18 protein-coding genes are annotated in these 17,727 nt (G+C 73.4%); 10 read left to right on the top strand and 8 right to left on the bottom strand.

Features of this window, described 5'->3' with window-relative positions:
- Window positions 1-74 precede the first annotated feature (74 nt).
- Genes BLU55_RS08155 through BLU55_RS08135 form a run of 5 tightly spaced genes read left to right on the top strand, consistent with a single transcriptional unit; the run spans window position 75 to window position 5,550 of the window.
- Window positions 75-1,631 carry an ABC transporter ATP-binding protein gene (locus BLU55_RS08155; protein ID WP_091728255.1) on the top strand — a complete coding sequence of 519 codons (1,557 nt, stop codon included), beginning with the start codon at window positions 75-77 and terminating at the stop codon, window positions 1,629-1,631.
- 26 nt (window positions 1,632-1,657) lie between these two features.
- Entirely contained in the window at window positions 1,658-2,737 is a 1,080-nt protein-coding gene (locus tag BLU55_RS08150) for an ABC transporter permease (protein ID WP_231917112.1), read from the top strand.
- On the top strand, window positions 2,734-4,002 hold the full coding sequence (locus BLU55_RS08145) for an ABC transporter permease (protein WP_197681129.1): 1,269 nt from the start codon (window positions 2,734-2,736) through the stop codon (window positions 4,000-4,002). Before BLU55_RS08150 ends, BLU55_RS08145 begins: the two co-directional genes overlap by 4 nt.
- On the top strand, window positions 3,999-4,412 hold the full coding sequence (locus BLU55_RS08140; protein WP_091728249.1) for a cytidine deaminase: 414 nt from the start codon (window positions 3,999-4,001) through the stop codon (window positions 4,410-4,412). The genes BLU55_RS08145 and BLU55_RS08140 overlap by 4 nt, the downstream gene beginning before the upstream one ends.
- Window positions 4,384-5,550 carry a cytochrome P450 gene (locus tag BLU55_RS08135; RefSeq protein WP_091728247.1) on the top strand — a complete coding sequence of 389 codons (1,167 nt, stop codon included), beginning with the start codon at window positions 4,384-4,386 and terminating at the stop codon, window positions 5,548-5,550. Before BLU55_RS08140 ends, BLU55_RS08135 begins: the two co-directional genes overlap by 29 nt.
- Here the strand turns inward: BLU55_RS08135 and BLU55_RS08130 are convergent.
- On the bottom strand, window positions 5,547-6,890 hold the full coding sequence (locus BLU55_RS08130; RefSeq protein ID WP_091728244.1) for an MFS transporter: 1,344 nt from the start codon (window positions 6,888-6,890) through the stop codon (window positions 5,547-5,549). The genes BLU55_RS08135 and BLU55_RS08130 overlap by 4 nt on opposite strands.
- A gap of 98 nt (window positions 6,891-6,988) precedes the next feature.
- On the opposite strand from BLU55_RS08130, the gene BLU55_RS08125 reads away from it, so the two are divergent.
- Window positions 6,989-8,275, top strand: coding sequence for a thymidine phosphorylase (locus BLU55_RS08125; RefSeq protein ID WP_091728241.1), 1,287 nt, complete (start codon window positions 6,989-6,991; stop codon window positions 8,273-8,275).
- A 145-nt stretch (window positions 8,276-8,420) separates the two neighbouring features.
- Here BLU55_RS08125 and BLU55_RS08120 read toward each other — a convergent pair whose 3' ends face one another.
- Both BLU55_RS08120 and BLU55_RS08115 read right to left on the bottom strand, forming a co-directional pair.
- Window positions 8,421-8,735, bottom strand: a complete 315-nt coding sequence (locus BLU55_RS08120) for an EthD family reductase (RefSeq protein WP_091728238.1) — start codon at window positions 8,733-8,735, stop codon at window positions 8,421-8,423.
- A gap of 69 nt (window positions 8,736-8,804) precedes the next feature.
- Window positions 8,805-9,257 (bottom strand): MaoC family dehydratase, encoded by a 453-nt coding sequence (locus BLU55_RS08115; protein ID WP_172833887.1) that lies wholly within the window; start codon window positions 9,255-9,257, stop codon window positions 8,805-8,807.
- Between the two features lie 67 nt (window positions 9,258-9,324).
- Here BLU55_RS08115 and BLU55_RS08110 point away from each other — a divergent pair, with 67 nt between their 5' ends.
- Window positions 9,325-10,440 (top strand): adenosine deaminase, encoded by a 1,116-nt coding sequence (locus BLU55_RS08110; RefSeq protein ID WP_197681128.1) that lies wholly within the window; start codon window positions 9,325-9,327, stop codon window positions 10,438-10,440.
- Window positions 10,441-10,619: 179 nt separating this feature from the next.
- Entirely contained in the window at window positions 10,620-11,396 is a 777-nt protein-coding gene (locus BLU55_RS08105; RefSeq protein WP_157682788.1) for a helix-turn-helix transcriptional regulator, read from the top strand.
- 9 nt (window positions 11,397-11,405) lie between these two features.
- On the opposite strand, the gene BLU55_RS08100 is transcribed toward BLU55_RS08105, so the two are convergent.
- The 5 genes from BLU55_RS08100 to BLU55_RS08080 form a co-directional block, all read right to left on the bottom strand.
- Window positions 11,406-12,038: an ATP-binding protein gene (locus BLU55_RS08100; RefSeq protein WP_091728231.1), complete on the bottom strand. Its 633-nt coding sequence runs from the start codon at window positions 12,036-12,038 to the stop codon at window positions 11,406-11,408.
- Window positions 12,039-12,042: 4 nt separating this feature from the next.
- Window positions 12,043-12,900, bottom strand: coding sequence for an aldehyde dehydrogenase family protein (locus BLU55_RS08095; protein ID WP_091728229.1), 858 nt, complete (start codon window positions 12,898-12,900; stop codon window positions 12,043-12,045).
- Window positions 12,897-14,336, bottom strand: a complete 1,440-nt coding sequence (locus BLU55_RS08090) for an aldehyde dehydrogenase family protein (protein ID WP_091728226.1) — start codon at window positions 14,334-14,336, stop codon at window positions 12,897-12,899. The genes BLU55_RS08095 and BLU55_RS08090 overlap by 4 nt, the downstream gene beginning before the upstream one ends.
- The gene (deoC, locus tag BLU55_RS08085) at window positions 14,336-15,343 is read right to left on the bottom strand and encodes a deoxyribose-phosphate aldolase (RefSeq protein WP_197681127.1); all 1,008 of its coding nucleotides are present in this window, start codon (window positions 15,341-15,343) and stop codon (window positions 14,336-14,338) included. The genes BLU55_RS08090 and deoC overlap by 1 nt, the downstream gene beginning before the upstream one ends.
- 104 nt (window positions 15,344-15,447) lie before the next feature.
- Window positions 15,448-15,891: an OsmC family protein gene (locus tag BLU55_RS08080; RefSeq protein WP_091728223.1), complete on the bottom strand. Its 444-nt coding sequence runs from the start codon at window positions 15,889-15,891 to the stop codon at window positions 15,448-15,450.
- Between the two features lie 128 nt (window positions 15,892-16,019).
- On the opposite strand from BLU55_RS08080, the gene BLU55_RS08075 reads away from it, so the two are divergent.
- Together BLU55_RS08075 and BLU55_RS08070 are read left to right on the top strand one after the other, a co-directional pair.
- Window positions 16,020-16,502: a MarR family winged helix-turn-helix transcriptional regulator gene (locus BLU55_RS08075; RefSeq protein ID WP_091728221.1), complete on the top strand. Its 483-nt coding sequence runs from the start codon at window positions 16,020-16,022 to the stop codon at window positions 16,500-16,502.
- Between the two features lie 24 nt (window positions 16,503-16,526).
- Complete coding sequence (locus tag BLU55_RS08070; protein ID WP_091728218.1) at window positions 16,527-17,699, top strand: acyl-CoA dehydrogenase family protein; 1,173 nt, start codon at window positions 16,527-16,529, stop codon at window positions 17,697-17,699.
- Window positions 17,700-17,727 lie beyond the last annotated feature (28 nt).

The following is a 17,727-nucleotide window of genomic DNA, read 5'->3' as shown; positions in this document are numbered from 1 at the left end:
GGGTGCCCGGGCGACGCGCTAGGTTGTCGCCCGGGCACCCGTCCGTCCAGAGCCGTCCAGAGCTAGGAGACACCGTGTCGAGCAGCACCGCGCAGACCGGGGCGGGACCGGCGACCGGCCCGGGGGGCGCCCCGGCCATCGAGCTCCGGGGGATCGGCAAGCGCTTCCCCGGCGTGATCGCCAACCACGACGTCGACATCGCCATCGCCGCGGGCACCATCCACGCCCTGGTGGGGGAGAACGGCGCCGGCAAGTCGACCCTGATGAAGATCCTGTACGGCGTGCAGAAGCCCGACGACGGCACCATCAGCGTCAACGGCTCGGCCGTGTCGTTCGCGACCCCGGCCGACGCCATCGCGCAGGGCATCGGCATGGTCTTCCAGCACTTCATGCTGGCCGACAACCTCACGGTGCTGGAGAACGTCACCCTCGGCGCGGAGAAGCTGCACGGCATCGGTGACGCCGCCCGCCGGGAGATCGAGGCCATCTCCGAGCGCTACGGCTTCGGCCTGGACCCCGACGAGCTCGTCGAGTCGCTGGGCGTCGGCGAGCGCCAGCGCGTGGAGATCCTCAAGGTGCTCTACCGCGGCGCGCGCATCATCATCCTCGACGAGCCGACCGCGGTGCTGGTGCCGCAGGAGGTCGACGCGCTGTTCGCCAACCTGCGCGAGCTCAAGGAGCAGGGGCACACCCTGATCTTCATCAGCCACAAGCTCGACGAGGTGCTCTCGGTCGCCGACGACATCACCGTCGTGCGCCGCGGCACCACCGTGGCCTCGGTCAAGCCCGCCGACGTCACCTCCCACCAGCTCGCGGAGCTGATGGTCGGCACCGAGCTGCCCTCGCCCAGCACCGAGGAGTCCACGGTCACCGACCGGGTGCTGCTCTCGGTCCGCGACCTCGAGGTCCGCGATGCGCTGGGCCGCGTCGAGCTGGCCGACGTCGGCTTCGAGATCCACGCCGGCGAGGTGCTCGGCATCGCCGGGGTCGAGGGCAACGGCCAGACCGAGCTGGTCGAGGCGCTGGTCGGCATGCGCCGCCTCGCCGCCGGCTCGGTGCACCTGGCCGAGGAGGACGTCACCGGCTGGTCGACGCGGCAGCGCCGCGAGGCCGGCATCGGCTACGTCCCCGAGGACCGCCACCGCCACGGTGTGCTGCTCGACGCGCCGCTGTGGGAGAACCGCATCCTGGGCCACCAGACCCGACCGCCGTCGGTGCGTCGCGGCTGGATCGACGTCAAGGGCGCCCGCCGCGACTCCACCCGCATCGTGGAGCAGTACGACGTGCGCACGCCCGGCATCGACACCACCGCCCGCGCGCTCTCCGGCGGCAACCAGCAGAAGTTCATCGTCGGCCGCGAGATGAGCGGCGACCCGGTGCTGCTCGTGGCCTCCCACCCGACCCGCGGCGTCGACGTCGGGGCCCAGGCCCAGATCTGGCAGCACATCAAGGACGCCCGCCGCGACGGGCTCGCGGTGCTCCTGGTCTCGGCCGACCTCGACGAGCTGATCGGCCTGTCCGACACCATCCGCGTGATCCTGCGCGGGCGGCTCGTCGGCTCCTTCGACCCCCAGACGGTCACCCCGCAGCAGCTGGGCTCGGCCATGACCGGAGCAGGTGAGGACCAGTGAACGTCCTTCGTCGTGTGCTGACCGCGGTGGCTGCCCCGGTGCTGGCCCTGGTGGTCGCCGGGCTGGTGGCCAGCCTGGTGCTGCTGGTGACCGGTGACGACGTCGCCGGCTTCTGGTCGGTGATGTTCTCGGTGCCCGAGAACCGCAACGTCGTCAGCATCCTCAACCAGACCGCGATCCTCTACCTCTCCGGCGTGGCCGCGGCCATCGGCTTCCGGATGAACCTGTTCAACATCGGCGTCGAGGGCCAGTACCGCCTCGCCGGCTTCGCGGCCGGCGCGTTCGCGGGCCAGGCCTGGCTGCCGGGCTACCTCAACACCGTGGTCGCGATCCTGCTCGCCATGGTCGTGGGCGCCCTGTGGGCCGGCATCGCGGGCCTGCTGCGCGCCACCCGCGGCGTCAGCGAGGTCATCTCGACGATCATGCTCAACGCCATCGCCGGCTCCCTGATCGGCTACCTGATCAAGCGCTGGGGCGAGAACACCGGCAACTCGACCAACACCCGCTCGATGCCGGAGGGCAGCCGGATCGGCACCCTGGCGGTGCTGCCCGACAGCCCCACCGAGCTCTACGGCCTCTCCCTGCTGGCCGTCGTGGTCGGGGTCGGCTTCTGGGTGCTGCTCAACCGCACCCGCTTCGGCTTCGACCTGCGCGCCTCGGGCTCCTCGGAGAGCGCCGCGGTCGCGAGCGGCGTGGACGTCAAGAGGATGGTCGTGGTCTCGATGCTGGTCTCCGGCGCCGTCGCCGGCCTGATCGGCCTGCCGGTGATGTTCAGCGACTCCTTCAACTACGGCTCGTCGTTCCAGACCGGGCTCGGCTTCACCGGCATCGCGGTCGCGCTGCTGGGTCGCAACCACCCGGTCGGCATCGCCTTCGGCGCGCTGGTCTTCGCGTTCCTGTCCCAGCAGGCCACCCTGCTCAACATCCTCGCCGGCGTCTCGCCCGACATCATCGCGGTCACCCAGGGCGTGATCGTGCTGGCCGTGGTCATCGCCTACGAGGTCGTGCGCCGCTACCGCGTCCGCGCCGAGCAGTCCCAGGTCGCGGCACAGATCCGACGTGACGCCCCGCCCGCCCCCGCCACGACCCAGGGAGCGGCCTCGTGAGCACCGCCGACCTCGCCACCCGCCCGCCCGCCGGCGCCTCGCCGGCGGCCCACGCGCCCCGCCGCAGCCGGCTGCGCGTCGCCGGCTTCGTGGCCGCGTTCTTCGTCGTGCTCTGCACCGTCCGCGTGCTGACCGGTGCCGACGAGCTGACCTCCTCGGGCACGCTCTCGATCGCGCTGGTCGCCACCATGCCGATCGCGCTGGCCGGTCTCGGCGGCCTGTGGGCCGAGCGCGCGGGCGTGGTCAACATCGGCCTCGAGGGCATGATGATCATGGGCACGCTGGGGGCCGGCTACTTCGGCTACCACTACGGCGTCACCATCGGCGTCCTCGGGGCGGTCGCGCTCGGCGCCGTCGGCGGGGCGCTGCACGCCCTGGCCACCGTGGTCTTCGGCGTCGACCACATCGTCTCCGGCGTCGCCATCAACATCATCGCCGCCGGCGTCTCGGGCTTCCTGGCCGAGGCGTGGTTCTCCGGCCTCAGCGGCGGCGGCCCCACGCAGTCGCCGCCGCTGCCCAAGCCGGCCACCATCGACATCGCCTTCATCTCCGACCCGGCCAACCGGCTCGAGGACAAGGGCTGGTTCCTGCTCAGCGACCTGGCCTCGGTGGTCGAGATGTTCACCAAGAACCTCTCGGTGCTCGTGGTGCTCGGCCTGCTGCTCATCGTCGGCAGCTGGTGGGTGCTGTGGCGCACCCGGTTCGGGCTGCGGCTGCGCTCCTGCGGCGAGGCGCCCGCGGCGGCCGAGTCGCTCGGCGTCGACGTCTACCGCTACAAGATCGTCGCCGTCGTCGTCTCGGGGGCGCTGGCCGGTCTCGGCGGTGCGCTGCTGGCCATGGTGTCCAGCTCGGGCTTCCAGGTCGGGCAGACCAACAACCGCGGCTACATCGGCCTGGCCGCCATGATCTTCGGCAACTGGCGACCCGGCGGCATGTTCATGGGCTCCACCCTGTTCGGCTACACCCAGGCGCTGCCGTTCCGCCAGGGCCCGACCTCGGTGCACGCCCTGCTGCTGCTCGTGGCGATCCTGCTGCTCGCCGTCGGCGTGCTCCAGCTGGTGCGCGGCCACCGCCGCCGCGCGATCGGCGCGCTGGTCTTCGCCGTGGTGTTCCTGGTGTGGTTCCTCGTCACCGACACGGTGCCGAGCGACTTCACCCAGATGGCGCCCTACGTCACCACGCTGCTCGTGCTCGCCCTGGCTTCCCAACGCCTGCGGATGCCGGCGGCCGACGGGCTGATCTACCGCAAGGGGTCGGCCGGATGACCCCCGCGGCGGAGGTCGACGCGCCCGCCGGCGGCTGGGACGCGCTGCGCGCCGAGGCAGTCGCGGCCTCGGGCCACGCCTACGCGCCGTACTCCCGCTTCCGGGTGGGGGCCGCCGCGCTGGTCGACGACGGCCGCGTCGTGGCGGGCTGCAACGTCGAGAACGCGGCGTACGGCGTGGCGCTGTGCGCGGAGTGCGGCCTGGTCTCCCAGCTGCACCTGTCCGGCGGGGGCCGCCTGACCCACTTCGTGTGCGTCAACGGCGACGAGGAGCTGATCATGCCGTGCGGCCGCTGCCGCCAGCTGCTGTGGGAGAACGGCGGCCCCGACCTGCTGCTCCTCACCGCGCGCGGCACCCGACGGATGGACGAGGTGCTGCCGGATGCCTTCGGTCCCGACGACCTCGCTTGACCTGGGCTCGCCCGACCTGGTCGCCGACCCCTACCCGGTGCTGGCCGCCGAGCGGGAGCGGCACGACGTCGCCTGGCACGAGCCCAGCGGCAGCTGGCTGACCTTCTCCCACGCCGCGGCCGGTGCCGTGCTGCGCGACCGGCGGCTGGGCCGGCTGTGGCGCGACCGCGAGCCCGCGGCGTACCTCGAGCCGTTCAACCTGCTCCACCGCCACCAGATGATGGAGAACGAGCCGCCGGAGCACACCCGGCTGCGCCGGGCCGTCGCGGGCGCGTTCAACCGGGGCCACGTCGAGCGGCTGCGGCCGCGGGTCCGCGAGCTGGCCGCCGGCCTGCTCGACGAGCTCGACCCGACCGGCTTCGACGTCCTGGCGGCGTACGCCGAGCCGCTGCCCGTCCTGGTCATCGCCGAGCTCGTGGGGCTCGACGTGGCCGACGTGCCGTCGCTGCGGTCGTGGTCGCAGGCGATCGTGCGGATGTACGAGCCCGCGCCCTCCGCGGAGACCGTGGACGCCGCCGTCGCCGCGGCCGCCGCCTTCGCCGACCTGGTGCGCGAGCACGTCGCGCGGCGCCGCACCGAGCCGGGCGACGACCTCACCACCGACCTGCTCGCCGCCGGGCTCTCCGAGGCCGAGATGGTCGCGGCCGTGGTGCTGCTGCTCAACGCCGGTCACGAGGCCTCGGTCAACGTCTTCGGCAACGGCCTGGTCGGGCTGCTGTGCCAGGGCCACGACCTCGGGGGGCTCGACCTGCCGCTGGTGGTCGAGGAGATGCTGCGCCACGACTCCGCGCTGCAGCTGTTCGAGCGCACCGCCACGGCCGACGTCGAGGTGGCCGGGGTCCGCGTGGAGCAGGGCCAGCGGATCGCGGCGCTGCTCGGGGCGGCCAACCGCGACCCGGCGGTCTTCGACGCCCCCGACGCCTTCGTCCCCGACCGCGCCACCAACCCGCACCTGGCGTTCGGGGCGGGCCTGCACTTCTGCCTGGGCGCCCCGCTGGCGCGCATGGAGCTGGTCGAGTCGCTCGGTGCGCTGCGCACCACGTTGTCTTGCCTGCGGCTGGCGGGGCAGCCGACCAGCCGGGGCACCTTCGTGCTGCGCGGCTGGTCCGAGGTGCCGCTGGCGGGCGAGCGCCGCTAGGCCTCCCGGGTGCGCGGGCTGATGCCCAGCCCCAGCACGGCCAGCCCGACCAGCCCGGTGACCAGGACCGGCAGCGCGACGGTGGGCACCAGCACGGCCAGCAGCGCACCGCCGAGGCCGACGAAGACCGCCTGGGACATCTGGTCGGCCAGCTGCACCGACGAGGAGTGGAAGCCCACCTCCTGCTGCTCGGAGTGCGACAGCACCAGGAAGGACAGCGAGGAGTAGGCCAGGCCCATCCCGGCACCGCTGAGCGCCAGCCCGAGGAACGCGAGCCACGGCACCAGGCCGAGCGTGACCGGGACGAGCAGCGCGAGCCCGGCGGCGACGAGGGCGAAGCCGGCCCGCAGCAGGAGGGCGCGGGGGAGGTCGGGGCGACGGCCCTGCCAGGCCGACGCGGCCGACCAGCCGAGCGAGCCGACGACGAGCGGCGAACCGGCCGCCGTGATCGACCAGCCGTGCGTGGTGGTGAGCACCAGGGGCAGGTAGGCGTTGGCGGTGAAGAACGCGCCCGAGACCAGCCACCGGCCGGCGACCACCGCCCCGATGCCGGGCGTGGCGCGCGGGGTGCCGGCGGGGAAGACGCGCACCAGGGCCAGCCCGAGCAGCAGCACCGCGCCCACCACGACGGCCAGCCGGCCGCCCCGCGGGTCCTCGGCGGCCCAGGTCAGGGCCGAGACGGCGGCGGCGGCCGTGAGCGCGGCCGGCACCAGGCCGGGCCGCGCCGCGGGCGGCTCGCCGTCGGGGGCGCGGAGGCCGGCCACGGCCGGCAGCACGAGCACCACGGCCACCACCACGAGCGGCACCAGGCCGAGGAAGACCCAGTGCCACGAGAAGCGGTCGGTGACGAACCCGGCGACGGGCGGCCCGACGAGCGAGGGCAGCACCCACGAGGCCGACAGCAGGGCGAACACCGCCGGCCGCGCCGCGCGGGTGTAGACGGCGGCGATCAGGACGTAGACCCCGACGCCCTGGACCCCGGAGGCGAACCCCTGGAGCACCCGCCCCGCGAGCAGGACCGACATGGTGGGGGACAGGCCCGCCAGCAGCAGGCCGGCGCCGAAGACGACCGGCCCCACGAGCAGCGGCAGCCGCGGGCCGCGGGCGTCGCACCAGCGGCCGGCCAGCACGGTGCCCACGACGGTGCTGGCGATGAAGGCCACGAACGGCCAGGCGTAGGTCTCCACCGACCCGAGGTCGGCGGCCAGCGCCGGCATCGCGGTGCCCACGCCCATCGCCTCGAAGGCGATCAGGCTGATGAGGAGCACGATCCCGACCGTCACCGCGCGGTGGGAGGCACCGAAGAGCTCCTCGCGCACGCTGGGCTCGGTGGTGGTCACCTCCCCAGCCTGCCGCGCGGGTCCAGCGCGTCGGCGGCCGAGGGGTCGGGTCGGGTACGTTCAGGCGTCCAGCAGCCAGGCACGGAAGGGGACACGTCATGGCCCGGCACGACGCCGTCGAGGTCATCGTCGCCAAGCGCGACGGCGGCCGGTTGAGCGAGAGCCAGATCGACTGGGTGATCGACGCCTACACGCGGGGCGAGGTCGCCGACGAGCAGATGTCGGCGCTCGCGATGGCGATCCTGCTCAACGGCATGGACCGCGACGAGATCTCCCGGTGGACCGCGGCGATGATCGCGAGCGGCGAGCGCATGGACTTCTCCGGGCTCTCGCGCCCCACCGCCGACAAGCACTCCACGGGCGGGGTCGGCGACAAGATCACGCTGCCGCTCGCCCCCCTGGTGGCGGCCTGCGGCGTCGCCGTCCCGCAGCTGTCGGGCCGCGGCCTGGGCCACACCGGCGGCACCCTCGACAAGCTCGAGGCGATCCCCGGCTGGCGCGCCTCCCTCGGCAACGACGAGATGCTGCGCCAGCTCGAGGAGGTCGGCGCGGTCATCTGCGCGGCGGGCTCCGGGCTGGCGCCGGCCGACAAGAAGCTCTACGCCCTGCGCGACGTCACCGGGACCGTCGAGGCGATCCCGCTGATCGCCTCCTCGATCATGAGCAAGAAGATCGCCGAGGGCACCGGGGCGCTCGTGCTCGACGCCAAGGTCGGCACCGGCGCGTTCATGAAGGACCTCGACCGGGCGCGGGAGCTGGCCGAGACCATGGTCGCGCTGGGGCGTGACGCGGGCGTGCACACCGTCGCGCTGCTCACCGAGATGTCGGTGCCGCTCGGCCTGACCGCCGGCAACGCCCTGGAGGTGCGCGAGTCGGTCGAGGTGCTGGAGGGCGGGGGACCGGCCGACGTGGTCGAGCTGACCCTGGCCCTGGCCCGCGAGATGCTCGCCGGCGCCGGTCGCGACGACGTCGACCCGGCCGACGCGCTGTCCTCGGGGGCAGCCATGGACAGCTGGCGGCAGATGGTCGCGGCCCAGGGCGGCGACCCCGACGCCGCGCTCCCGACGGCGCGCGAGACCCACGTGGTGACCGCTCCGTCGTCGGGCGTCCTGACCCGGCTCGACGCGATGGCCGTGGGCATGGCCGCCTGGCGCCTCGGCGCGGGCCGCGCCACCCAGGGCGCGGCCGTCCAGGCGGGTGCCGGCGTCGAGTGGCACGCCAGGCCCGGCGACGAGGTCGCCGAGGGCCAGCCGCTGCTCACCCTGCACACCGACGAGCCCGATCGCTTCGAGCGCGCCCTGGCCTCCCTCGAGGGCGGCTGGGAGGTCGGCCCCGCCGGCACGACCCACGAGCCCGGTCCGATCGTCATCGACCGGGTCGGCTGAGGCCCCCCGAGACGGGACTTCGTCCCTCCTCGGGGACCGATGCCTTGGCGGCCCCTCGAGACGGGACGTCGTCCCTCCTCGGGGACCGATGCGGCACCGGTCCCTGAGGAGGTCGCCCTGGCGACCGTCTCGAAGGGCCGCCCCCTCAGGCGTACGCCGTGACCTCGCCGGTCAGCAGGCTGGCGCCACCGGAGGCGAAGTTCGGCACGTCGGCCGCGGCGGCCTGGCCGGCCTCGCTGCCGAAGCCGGCCACGAAGGCCTCGCGGTCGGCGAAGGTCAGCACCGCGACGGCGTAGTGGTCCGCGGCTGCACCACGGGGCCCGGGGTCGGCCTTGTGCCAGGTGTAGGACTGCAGGCCGGGGATGGCCGCCGCGAGCGGCGCGTGGGTGCCGGCGTAGTGGGCGTCGAACGCCTCGGGGTCCTGCGGGCGGCCGTAGACGACGGTGAGCTGGTAGGTCATGGCGACACCCTGGCCCCGGCGGACGGGAGGCACAACCCCGCCCCACCGGAGCCGCCCGGACCGACGGGCTCAGGAGAGCAGCAGCACGACCGTCTCGGCGACGCAGGCCGGCTTGTCCTGGCCGTCGATCTCGATGACGTACTTCAGGGTCAGCTGGCGACCGGCCGGGATCTCGGTGATGGAGCCGATGGAGGCGACCAGCCGCACCTTCGAGCCGACCCGGACCGGGTTGGGGAAGCGGACCTTGTTGACGCCGTAGTTGAGCTTGGCCCCCGACGTCTGCAGGTCGATGACCTGGGCGCTGAGCCAGGGGACGAGGGAGAGCGTGAGGTAGCCGTGCACGATGGTGCCGCCGAACGGACCGTCCTTCGCCTTCTCCACGTCGACGTGGATCCACTGGTGGTCACCGGTGGCGTCGGCGAACTGGTCGACGCGCTCCTGGGTGATCTCCACCCAGTCCGTGGTGCCGACCTCCTCCCCGGCAGCGGCCTCGATCTCCTCGAACGTGCTGAATGTGCGCATGGACGGCGCTCCTGATCGGCGTAGACCCGCGACGGTGCGTGCTCCGCGGACGGTGTTGGATGACGACATGGCCGAACCTACCGCCCTCACGAGCGACCTCATCCGGTCCGTCCCGAAGGTCCTGCTGCACGACCACCTCGACGGCGGGCTGCGGCCCGCGACCGTCCTCGAGCTCGCCGACGAGGTCGGCCACCCGCTCCCGGCCGACGACGCCGGGTCGCTGGGACGGTGGTTCACCGAGTCCGCCGACAGCGGCTCGCTGCCCCGCTACCTCGAGACCTTCGACCACACCGTCGCGGTGATGCAGCGCGCCGACCACCTGGCGCGGGTGGCGCGCGAGTGCGTCGAGGACCTCGCCGACGACGGGGTGGTGTACGCCGAGGTGCGCTACGCCCCCGAGCAGCACCTGGGCGGCGGCCTCACCCTCGAGGAGGTCGTGCGGGCCGTGCAGGAGGGCCTCGACGAGGGCATGGCGGCGCGTGCCGGCGGGCCCGGTCGGCCGGTCGTGGTGCGCCAGCTGCTGACCGCGATGCGCCACGCCGCCCGCTCGCGCGAGATCGCCGAGCTGGCCGTGGCCCACCGCGACGACGGCGTCGTGGGCTTCGACATCGCCGGCGCCGAGGCGGGCTACCCGCCCACCCGCCACCTCGACGCCTTCGAGCACATGAAGCGCAGCAACGCCCACTTCACGATCCACGCCGGCGAGGCGTTCGGGCTGCCCTCGATCTGGGAGGCGCTGCAGTGGTGCGGCGCCGACCGGCTCGGGCACGGCGTCCGGTTGGTCGACGACATCGAGCTGGGGGAGGCGGGCGTGGCCTCGGCCGTCGACGACGTGCGCCTGGGGCGCCTGGCCAGCTACGTCCGCGACAGGCGGGTCCCGCTCGAGCTGTGCCCCCACTCCAACGTGCAGACGGGGGCCGCCGCCTCGATTGCCGAGCACCCGATCGGCCTGCTCGCGAGGCTGCGCTTCCGGGTCACCGTCAACACCGACAACCGGCTGATGAGCGGCACCTCCATGACGCGCGAGATGCAGGCGCTCGTCGACGCCTTCGGCTGGGACCTGGGCGACCTGCGCTGGGTCACCGTCAACGCGATGAAGTCGGCCTTCGCGCACTTCGACCAGCGGCTGCGGCTGATCGAGGAGGTCATCAAGCCGGGGTACGCCGAGGCCGGGCTGGTCTGAGCCGCTGGCGAATGGCCGACAACTCCCTCGCCGGGGGCGACACAAGCCCCACGATGGGCGATCTTGGTCCGGGGCAAACGTCGCCGGGACGGCACCCGGGGGGGAGTGCAGGTCCCGGCGACGGGCCGCGCCCTGGGACGCGTCCAGGAAATCGTGCGGCCGATCTGAGAACATGCCGCATGGACGTCATCGACCACGGTCGCGCTCTCGGCGAGACGGCGGAGATCCGAGGGCTGCGACAGCAGACCGAGTCCGTGCTCGCGCTCGTCGCCGAGGCGGCCGCCACGGCCCGCCCCGAGGGGGAGCCGACCGAGGTCCGGCCGCTGGTCGGGCTGGCCGCCCTCATCGGTGAGCTGCGACGGCTCGAGCCGCAGGTCAGGCGCAGCTCGTGGGTGATGCAGCCGCAGTACGCCTACGACCCCGAGGACCCGGGCATCGAGCTGACGCGCCAGGCGCGCTCCCGCGGTGTCGACGACCGCCTGATCACCCGCCCCGCGACGCTGCGCACCCACCCGCTGCTGCCCTCGATCTTCCCGCACGCGCTGGTCGGACCGGTCTTCCTGCGCGCGATGGTCATCGACGACCGGCTCGCGCTCATCGGCGGTCCCGACGACGCCTTCGGCAACCGCGTCTCGTGGCGCACGACCTCCCGCGAGATCGTCGATGCCGTGCTGGCCCTGTGGCACGACACGGCCGCGCACTGCCGTCCCGTCCTCGAGCCCCACCAGCAGCCGCCGCTGACCCTGCGCCAGCTCGACGTCGCCCGGCTGCTGTGCGTGGGCGAGAAGGACAAGGCCATCGCCCGGCTGCTCGACCTCTCGGCCCGCACCGTCGAGCGCGAGGTGAGCGCGATCCTGCGCAGCCTCGGGGCCAGCAGCCGCACCGAGGCCGTGCTGCTGATGCGCGGGCGTGGCGTCAACGGCGGCTGGTCGGACCACGACGGCGCCGAGGGCTGAGGGCCTCCCTCAGCCCACCAGCCGCGCGATCTCGGCGTGCGCCGCCCGCGGGGAGCGGACCGAGCACCCCTTGGCGCGGGCGTCCTCGACGACGGCGCGCTGCGCGCGGAGCAGGTGCAGGCCGCGTCGCACCAGGACTAGCGGCGGCTTGCGGTGCTCGCGCAGGTCGCGGGAGAGCCGGCGCCAGAAGGTGGTCAGCGGCGCCTGGGTCACGCAGTACGCCGCGCCGAGCAGGCCCCGCCGCTCGCACTCGGCCACGACCTCCTGGGCGAAGATGCCCTCGGCCACGAACCACGCCGACCCGCCCAGGTCGAGCACGTGGTGCCCCGTGGTCGAGCTGGTGGCGAGGTCGTAGACGGGGGCGTCGGTGCGCCCGGTCGCGCACAGCTCCTCGACCGCCGCGACCGCCGCGTCGTGGTGCCACGAGTCGGGGTGGTCCCAGTCGACGATCGGCTCGCCGCCGGCCAGGTCGAGGCGGGGCAGCGCCGGGTCGTCGCCCTCGCGGTAGAAGTCGTCCAGGCGCAGCACCGGCAGGCCCAGCCGCCCGGCGAGCCGCGACTTGCCGGAGCCCGACGGGCCGGCCAGCACGACCACGCGCGTGCGCGCCGCCGTCGGGGTCGCCTCGGGGTCGCCCTCGGGCACCGCCTCAGAGGCCCATCGGGTGCCAGACCGTCTTGGTCTCGAGGAAGTCGGTGAGGCGGTCCAGGCCGGGGGTCGCCAGCAGGTCCTCCTCGCGCGGGCGGCGCACGCGCTTGAGGTTGTCGGCGGCGGCCACCTCGAGCTCGCGGGCGAGGTCGGGGTCGGTGACGCCGGTGAGGTCGATCGCGTTGACGTCCATGTGGGAGGCCAGCCACGGGGCGATCTCGGCCTGCGGGCCGGTCAGCAGGTTGACCACGCCGCCGGGGACGTCGGAGGTGGCCATCACCTCGCCGAGGGTGATCGCCGTCAGCGGGTGGGGCTCGCTGGCGACGACGACGCAGGTGTTGCCGGTCGCGATGACCGGGGCGACCACGCTGACCAGGCCGAGCAGCGGGCCGGCCGGGGCCACGACGGCCACGACGCCGGTCGGCTCGGGCGCCGAGTGGTTGAGGTAGGGGCCGGCGACCGGGTTGGCGCTGCCGACGACCTGCGCGATCTTGTCCGACCACCCGGCGTACCAGACGAGGCGGTCGATCGACGCGTCGACGTAGGTCCGCGCCCGGGAGGCGTTGATGCCCTCCGCGGTGCGCAGCTCCGCCTCGAACTGGTCGCGGCGGCCCTCGAGCACCTCGGCGATCCGGTAGACCACCTGGCCCCGGTTGTACGCCGTGCGGCCGGACCACCCGGCGAAGGCCGCCCGGGCGGCCACGACGGCGTCGCGGGCGTCCTTGCGCGACGCGTGCGAGGCGTTGGCCCAGAAGCGTCCCTTGGCGTCGGTGACGGCGTACGAGCGGCCGGACTCGGAGCGGGGGAACGCTCCGCCGACGTAGAGCTTGTAGGTCTTGCGGACCTCGGCGCGGGTCATCGGACGCTCTCCTCCATGTACGCCGCGAGGCCGTGGCGGCCGCCCTCGCGGCCGTAGCCGGACTCCTGGTAGCCGCCGAACGGGCTGGTCGGGTCGAACTTGTTGAACGTGTTGGACCACACCACGCCCGCCCGCAGTCGCGCCGCGGTCCACAGCGTGCGCGAGCCCTTGTCGGACCAGACGCCGGCCGAGAGGCCGTACGGCGTGTTGTTGGCCTTCTCGACCGCCTCCTTGGGCGTGCGGAAGGTCAGCACCGAGAGCACCGGGCCGAAGATCTCCTCGCGGGCGATCCGGTGGGCCTGGGTGACGCCGGTGAAGATGGTCGGGGCGAACCAGTAGCCGCGCTCGGGCAGCTCGCACGCCGGCGACCAGCGCTCGGCGCCCTCGGCCTCCCCGATGCCGGCGAGCTCGCGGATGCGGGCCAGCTGCTCGGGGGAGTTGATGGCCCCGACGTCGGTGTTCTTGTCGAGCGGGTCGCCGACGCGCAGCGTCGACATCCGGCGCTTGAGCCGCTCGAGGACGTCCTCGGCGACCGACTCCTGGACCAGCAGCCGCGAGCCGGCGCAGCACACGTGGCCCTGGTTGAAGAAGATGCCGTCGACGATGCCCTCGACCGCCTGGTCGAGCGGGGCGTCGTCGTAGACGATGTTGGCCGCCTTGCCGCCGAGCTCCAGGGTCACCTTCTTGGTGGTGCCGGCGACCGTGCGGGCGATCGCCTTGCCGACCTCGGTGGAGCCGGTGAAGGCCACCTTGTCGACGTCGTCGTGGCCCACCAGGGCCTGGCCGGTGGCGCCCGCGCCGGTGAGGATGTTGACCACGCCCGGGGGCAGGTCGGCCTGCTGGCAGATCTCGGCGAAGAGCAGCGCGCTCAGCGGCGTGGTCTCGGCCGGCTTCAGGACGACGGTGTTGCCGCAGGCCAGGGCCGGGGCGAGCTTCCAGGCCAGCATCAGGAACGGGAAGTTCCACGGGATGACCTGGGCGGCGACGCCGAGCGAGCGGGGGCTGGTGCCGAGCCCCGCGTGCTCGAGCTTGTCGGCCCAGCCGGCGTGGTAGAAGAAGTGCGCCGCGGCGGTGGGGACGTCGACGTCGCGGGCCTCCTTGATCGGCTTGCCGTTGTCGAGCGTCTCCAGGACGGCGATCTCGCGGGCACGCTCCTGGATGATCCGGGCGATGCGGAACAGGTACTTGCCGCGCTCGGCGCCGCTCATCGGCCCCCAGACCCGGCTGTGGGCGCGGCGGGCGGCCTTGACGGCGTCGTCGACGTCGCGGGCGTCGGCCTCGGCGACCTCGGCGAGCACCTCCTCGGTGGCCGGGTTGACGGTCGCGAAGCCCTGGCCGCGGCCGTCGACGAACTCGCCGTTGACGAAGAGCCCGTAGGACTTCTCCAGGTGGACGACCGAGGTGGACTCGGGGGCGGGGGCGTACTCGAAGACCATCAGTCCACCGTCACGTAGTCGGGGCCGCTGTAGCGGCCGGTCGTCATCTTGGTGCGCTGCATCAGCAGGTCGTTGAGCAGCGTCGAGGCGCCGAAGCGGAACCAGTCGGGGTCGAGCCAGTCGGGTCCGGCGACCTCGTTGACCATCACGAGGTACTTGATCGCGTCCTTGGTGGTGCGGATCCCGCCGGCGGGCTTGACCCCGACCATCTGGCCGGTGGCGGCGCGGAAGTCGCGCACGGCCTCGAGCATCACCATGGTCACCGGGGGAGTGGCGGCGGGCTGCACCTTGCCGGTGGAGGTCTTGATGAAGTGGGCGCCGGCCATCATCGCCAGCCAGCTGGCGCGGCGGACGTTGTCGTAGGTCTGCAGCTCACCGGTCTCGAAGATGACCTTGAGGTGGGCGTCCTCGCCGTCGGGCCGGGCGCAGGCCTCGCGCACGGCGAGGATCTCCTCGTAGACGTCGAGGTAGCGCCCGCACAGGAAGGCGCCGCGGTCGATCACCATGTCGATCTCGTCGGCGCCCGCCTCCACGGCGTCTCGGGTGTCGGCCAGCTTGATGTCGCGGGCGGCGCGGCCGCTGGGGAAGGCGGTCGCGACGGCGGCGACCTTGACGCCCGAGGCGCCCCCGCCCAGCGCCAGCGCCTCGCGGGCGGTGGCGACCATGTCGGGGTAGACGCACACCGCGGCGGTGGCGGGGCAATCGCGGTCCGTGGGGTCGGGCCGCTGGGCCTTGGCGGCCAGCGCCCGCACCTTGCCGGGGGTGTCGTTGCCCTCGAGGGTGGTCAGGTCGACCATCCGGATGGCCAGGTCGACGGCGTACGCCTTGGCGGCCGCCTTGATCGAGCGGGTGCCGAGGCCGGCGGCGCGCTGCTCGGCGCCGACCTGGTCGACGCCCGGCAGCCCGTGCAGGAACTGGCGCAGCGCGGCCTCGGACGTGGTCGCGTCGGCCAGGTGGCCGACGAGGGGTCCGGACGGCGAACTCGCCCTTGAGTCCGTGAAAGTCACCGCGTGAGTGTACGGACAGCACGGACCCGGGCGCACGTGGCGTGCGCCCGGGTCCGGGAGGTGCGGGTGGCAGGGCCCTGGGGTCCGCCGTGGTGCAGCCCGGCTCAGCCCTCGAGCGAGGCGTCGAGGGTGATCTCCACGCCGGTCAGGGCCTTGCTGACGGGGCAGCTGGCCTTGGCGTCCTGGGCGGCCTTCTCGAAGCCGGCGGCGTCGAGGCCCTCGACCTCGCCGGTCACGTGGAGGGTGATGCCGGTCAGCTTGAAGCCGCCGTTGTCCTTGTCCGGGCCGAGCGAGACGTCGGCGGTGACCTCGAGCGACTGCGGGGTGCCGCCGGCCTCGGCAATCAGCGCGGAGAACTGCATCGCGTAGCAGGCCGAGTGGGCCGCGGCGATGAGCTCCTCGGGGCTGGTGGTGCCGCCGGCGTCGTCAGCGGCCCGCTTGGGGAAGGAGACGTCGTAGGTGCCGACGCCGGAGCTGGTGAGCTCGACCTGGCCGGAGCCGGTCTCGAGGGAGCCGTTCCAAGCGGTGCGTGCGGAGCGAGTAGGCATCTTCGGTGATCTCCTCTGATCGGGATTGCGGTCGTGCACGTTGTCTTGTGCACAAGATGATCGTAGGCACGCTAATCTGGTGAGGCAAGGGTCCGAGCGAACTTCTTCTCCCCGATCGGAGGCCGCCGGTGACGTCTGCACCCGAGGTGAGGGGTCTCGACGACCTGCTCTGCTTCGACCTGTACGCCGCGACGCGCGCCGTCACGGCGTACTACCGGCCGCTGCTGGAGGAGCTGGGGCTCACCTACCCGCAGTACCTCGTGCTGGTCAGCCTCCGGCCCGGCCGTCCGGTGACGGTCAAGCAGGTCGCGGCCGACCTGGCGCTCGACCACGGCACCCTCACGCCGCTGCTGCGCCGCATGGAGGCGGCCGGGCTGCTGACCCGCGAGCGCAACGCGGCCGACAAGCGCCAGGTGGTCGTCACGCTCACCGACGCGGGGGAGCGGCTGCGGCTGCGCTTCGACGACGTGCAGTGCGCGGTCAGCGAGGCCATCGGCCTCGCGCCGGCGGAGTTCCTGCAGCTGCAGGAGTCCCTGGCCCGGCTGACCGGTGCCGTGCGCGAGGCGACGGCAGCGCGCGGTCGCCAGCAGGCCGACGTTAGCGATCGCTAACTTCGCGGGGCTACGATGCCGGGCATGACCTTCGAGCTCTCCGAGGACCACGAGACGTTCCGCCGCGTCGTGCGCGACTTCGCCGAGAAGGAGATCGCACCCCACGCCGCCCAGTGGGACCGCGACCACCACTTCCCGGTCGACGTCGTGGCCGCGATGGGCGAGCTGGGACTCTTCGGCCTCACCGCCCCGGAGGAGTTCGGCGGCGCGGGCGAGGACGGCGACTTCACGTCGCTGTGCGTGGCCATCGAGGAGATCGGCCGGGTCGACCAGTCGCTCGGCATCACGCTCCAGGCCGGCGTGGGCCTGGGGATCAACCCGATCCTCACCTACGGCACCCAGGAGCAGAAGGAGCGCTGGCTGCCCGAGCTCGTCGCCGGCACGAAGCTGGCGGGCTTCGGCCTCACCGAGCCGGGCGCCGGCTCCGACGCCGGCGCCACCCGCACCCGCGCCGAGCTCGACGGCGACCACTGGGTCGTCAACGGCTCCAAGCAGTTCATCACCAACTCGGGCTCCTCGGTCACCTCGCTGGTCACCGTCACCGCCCGCACCGGCGAGCGGCCCGACGGCCGCCCCGAGATCTCCGCGATCATGCTGCCCTCCGGCACGCCCGGCTTCGTGGCCGAGAAGGCCTACGACAAGCTCGGCTGGCACGCCTCCGACACCCACCCGCTGTCGTTCGCCGACGCCCGGGTGCCCGCCGACCACCTGCTCGGCGAGCGCGGCCGCGGCTACGCGCAGTTCCTCGCCACCCTCGACGACGGCCGCGTCGCCATCAGCGCCCTCTCGGTCGGCTGCATCCAGGCCTGCCTCGACATGTCGCTGGCGTACGCCGCCGACCGCCAGACCTTCGGCGGCCCCATCGGTCGCAAGCAGGGCGTCGCCTTCCAGATCGCCGACCTCGAGGTGATGCTCCACGCCAGCCGGGGCCTCACCTACCGCGCCGCCGCCCTCAAGGACTCCGGCGCCCCGGTGAAGGAGTTCAAGCAGGCCGCCGCCGTCGCGAAGCTCTACTCCACCGAGTCGGCCGTCACCGCCACCCGGATCGCCACCCAGGTCTTCGGCGGCTACGGCTTCATGGAGGAGTACCCCGTCGCCCGCTTCTACCGCGACGCCAAGGTCCTCGAGATCGGCGAGGGCACCTCCGAGGTCCAGCGGATGCTGATCGCGCGGGGGTTGGGGCTCCCGGTCGAGTGACGGGGGAGGGCAGTTTCCCCGGTCGACC

The organism is Nocardioides scoriae (assembly GCF_900104965.1).
GTDB lineage: Bacteria > Actinomycetota > Actinomycetes > Propionibacteriales > Nocardioidaceae > Marmoricola > Marmoricola scoriae.
This window is presented reverse-complemented; position numbering and strand designations above follow the sequence as displayed.

Excerpts from the sequence above, each read along its gene's own strand:
- BLU55_RS08140 (WP_091728249.1), top strand. The coding sequence starts at position 3,999 with ATGACCCCCGCGGCGGAGGTCGACGCGCCCGCCGGCGGCTGGGACGCG.
- BLU55_RS08135 (WP_091728247.1), top strand. The coding sequence starts at position 4,384 with ATGCCTTCGGTCCCGACGACCTCGCTTGACCTGGGCTCGCCCGACCTG.
- BLU55_RS08125 (WP_091728241.1), top strand. The coding sequence starts at position 6,989 with ATGGCCCGGCACGACGCCGTCGAGGTCATCGTCGCCAAGCGCGACGGC.
- BLU55_RS08120 (WP_091728238.1), bottom strand. The coding sequence starts at position 8,735 with ATGACCTACCAGCTCACCGTCGTCTACGGCCGCCCGCAGGACCCCGAG.
- BLU55_RS08115 (WP_172833887.1), bottom strand. The coding sequence starts at position 9,257 with ATGCGCACATTCAGCACGTTCGAGGAGATCGAGGCCGCTGCCGGGGAG.
- BLU55_RS08110 (WP_197681128.1), top strand. The coding sequence starts at position 9,325 with ATGGCCGAACCTACCGCCCTCACGAGCGACCTCATCCGGTCCGTCCCG.
- BLU55_RS08105 (WP_157682788.1), top strand. The coding sequence starts at position 10,620 with ATGGACGTCATCGACCACGGTCGCGCTCTCGGCGAGACGGCGGAGATC.
- BLU55_RS08095 (WP_091728229.1), bottom strand. The coding sequence starts at position 12,900 with ATGACCCGCGCCGAGGTCCGCAAGACCTACAAGCTCTACGTCGGCGGA.
- BLU55_RS08090 (WP_091728226.1), bottom strand. The coding sequence starts at position 14,336 with ATGGTCTTCGAGTACGCCCCCGCCCCCGAGTCCACCTCGGTCGTCCAC.
- BLU55_RS08080 (WP_091728223.1), bottom strand. The coding sequence starts at position 15,891 with ATGCCTACTCGCTCCGCACGCACCGCTTGGAACGGCTCCCTCGAGACC.
- BLU55_RS08070 (WP_091728218.1), top strand. The coding sequence starts at position 16,527 with ATGACCTTCGAGCTCTCCGAGGACCACGAGACGTTCCGCCGCGTCGTG.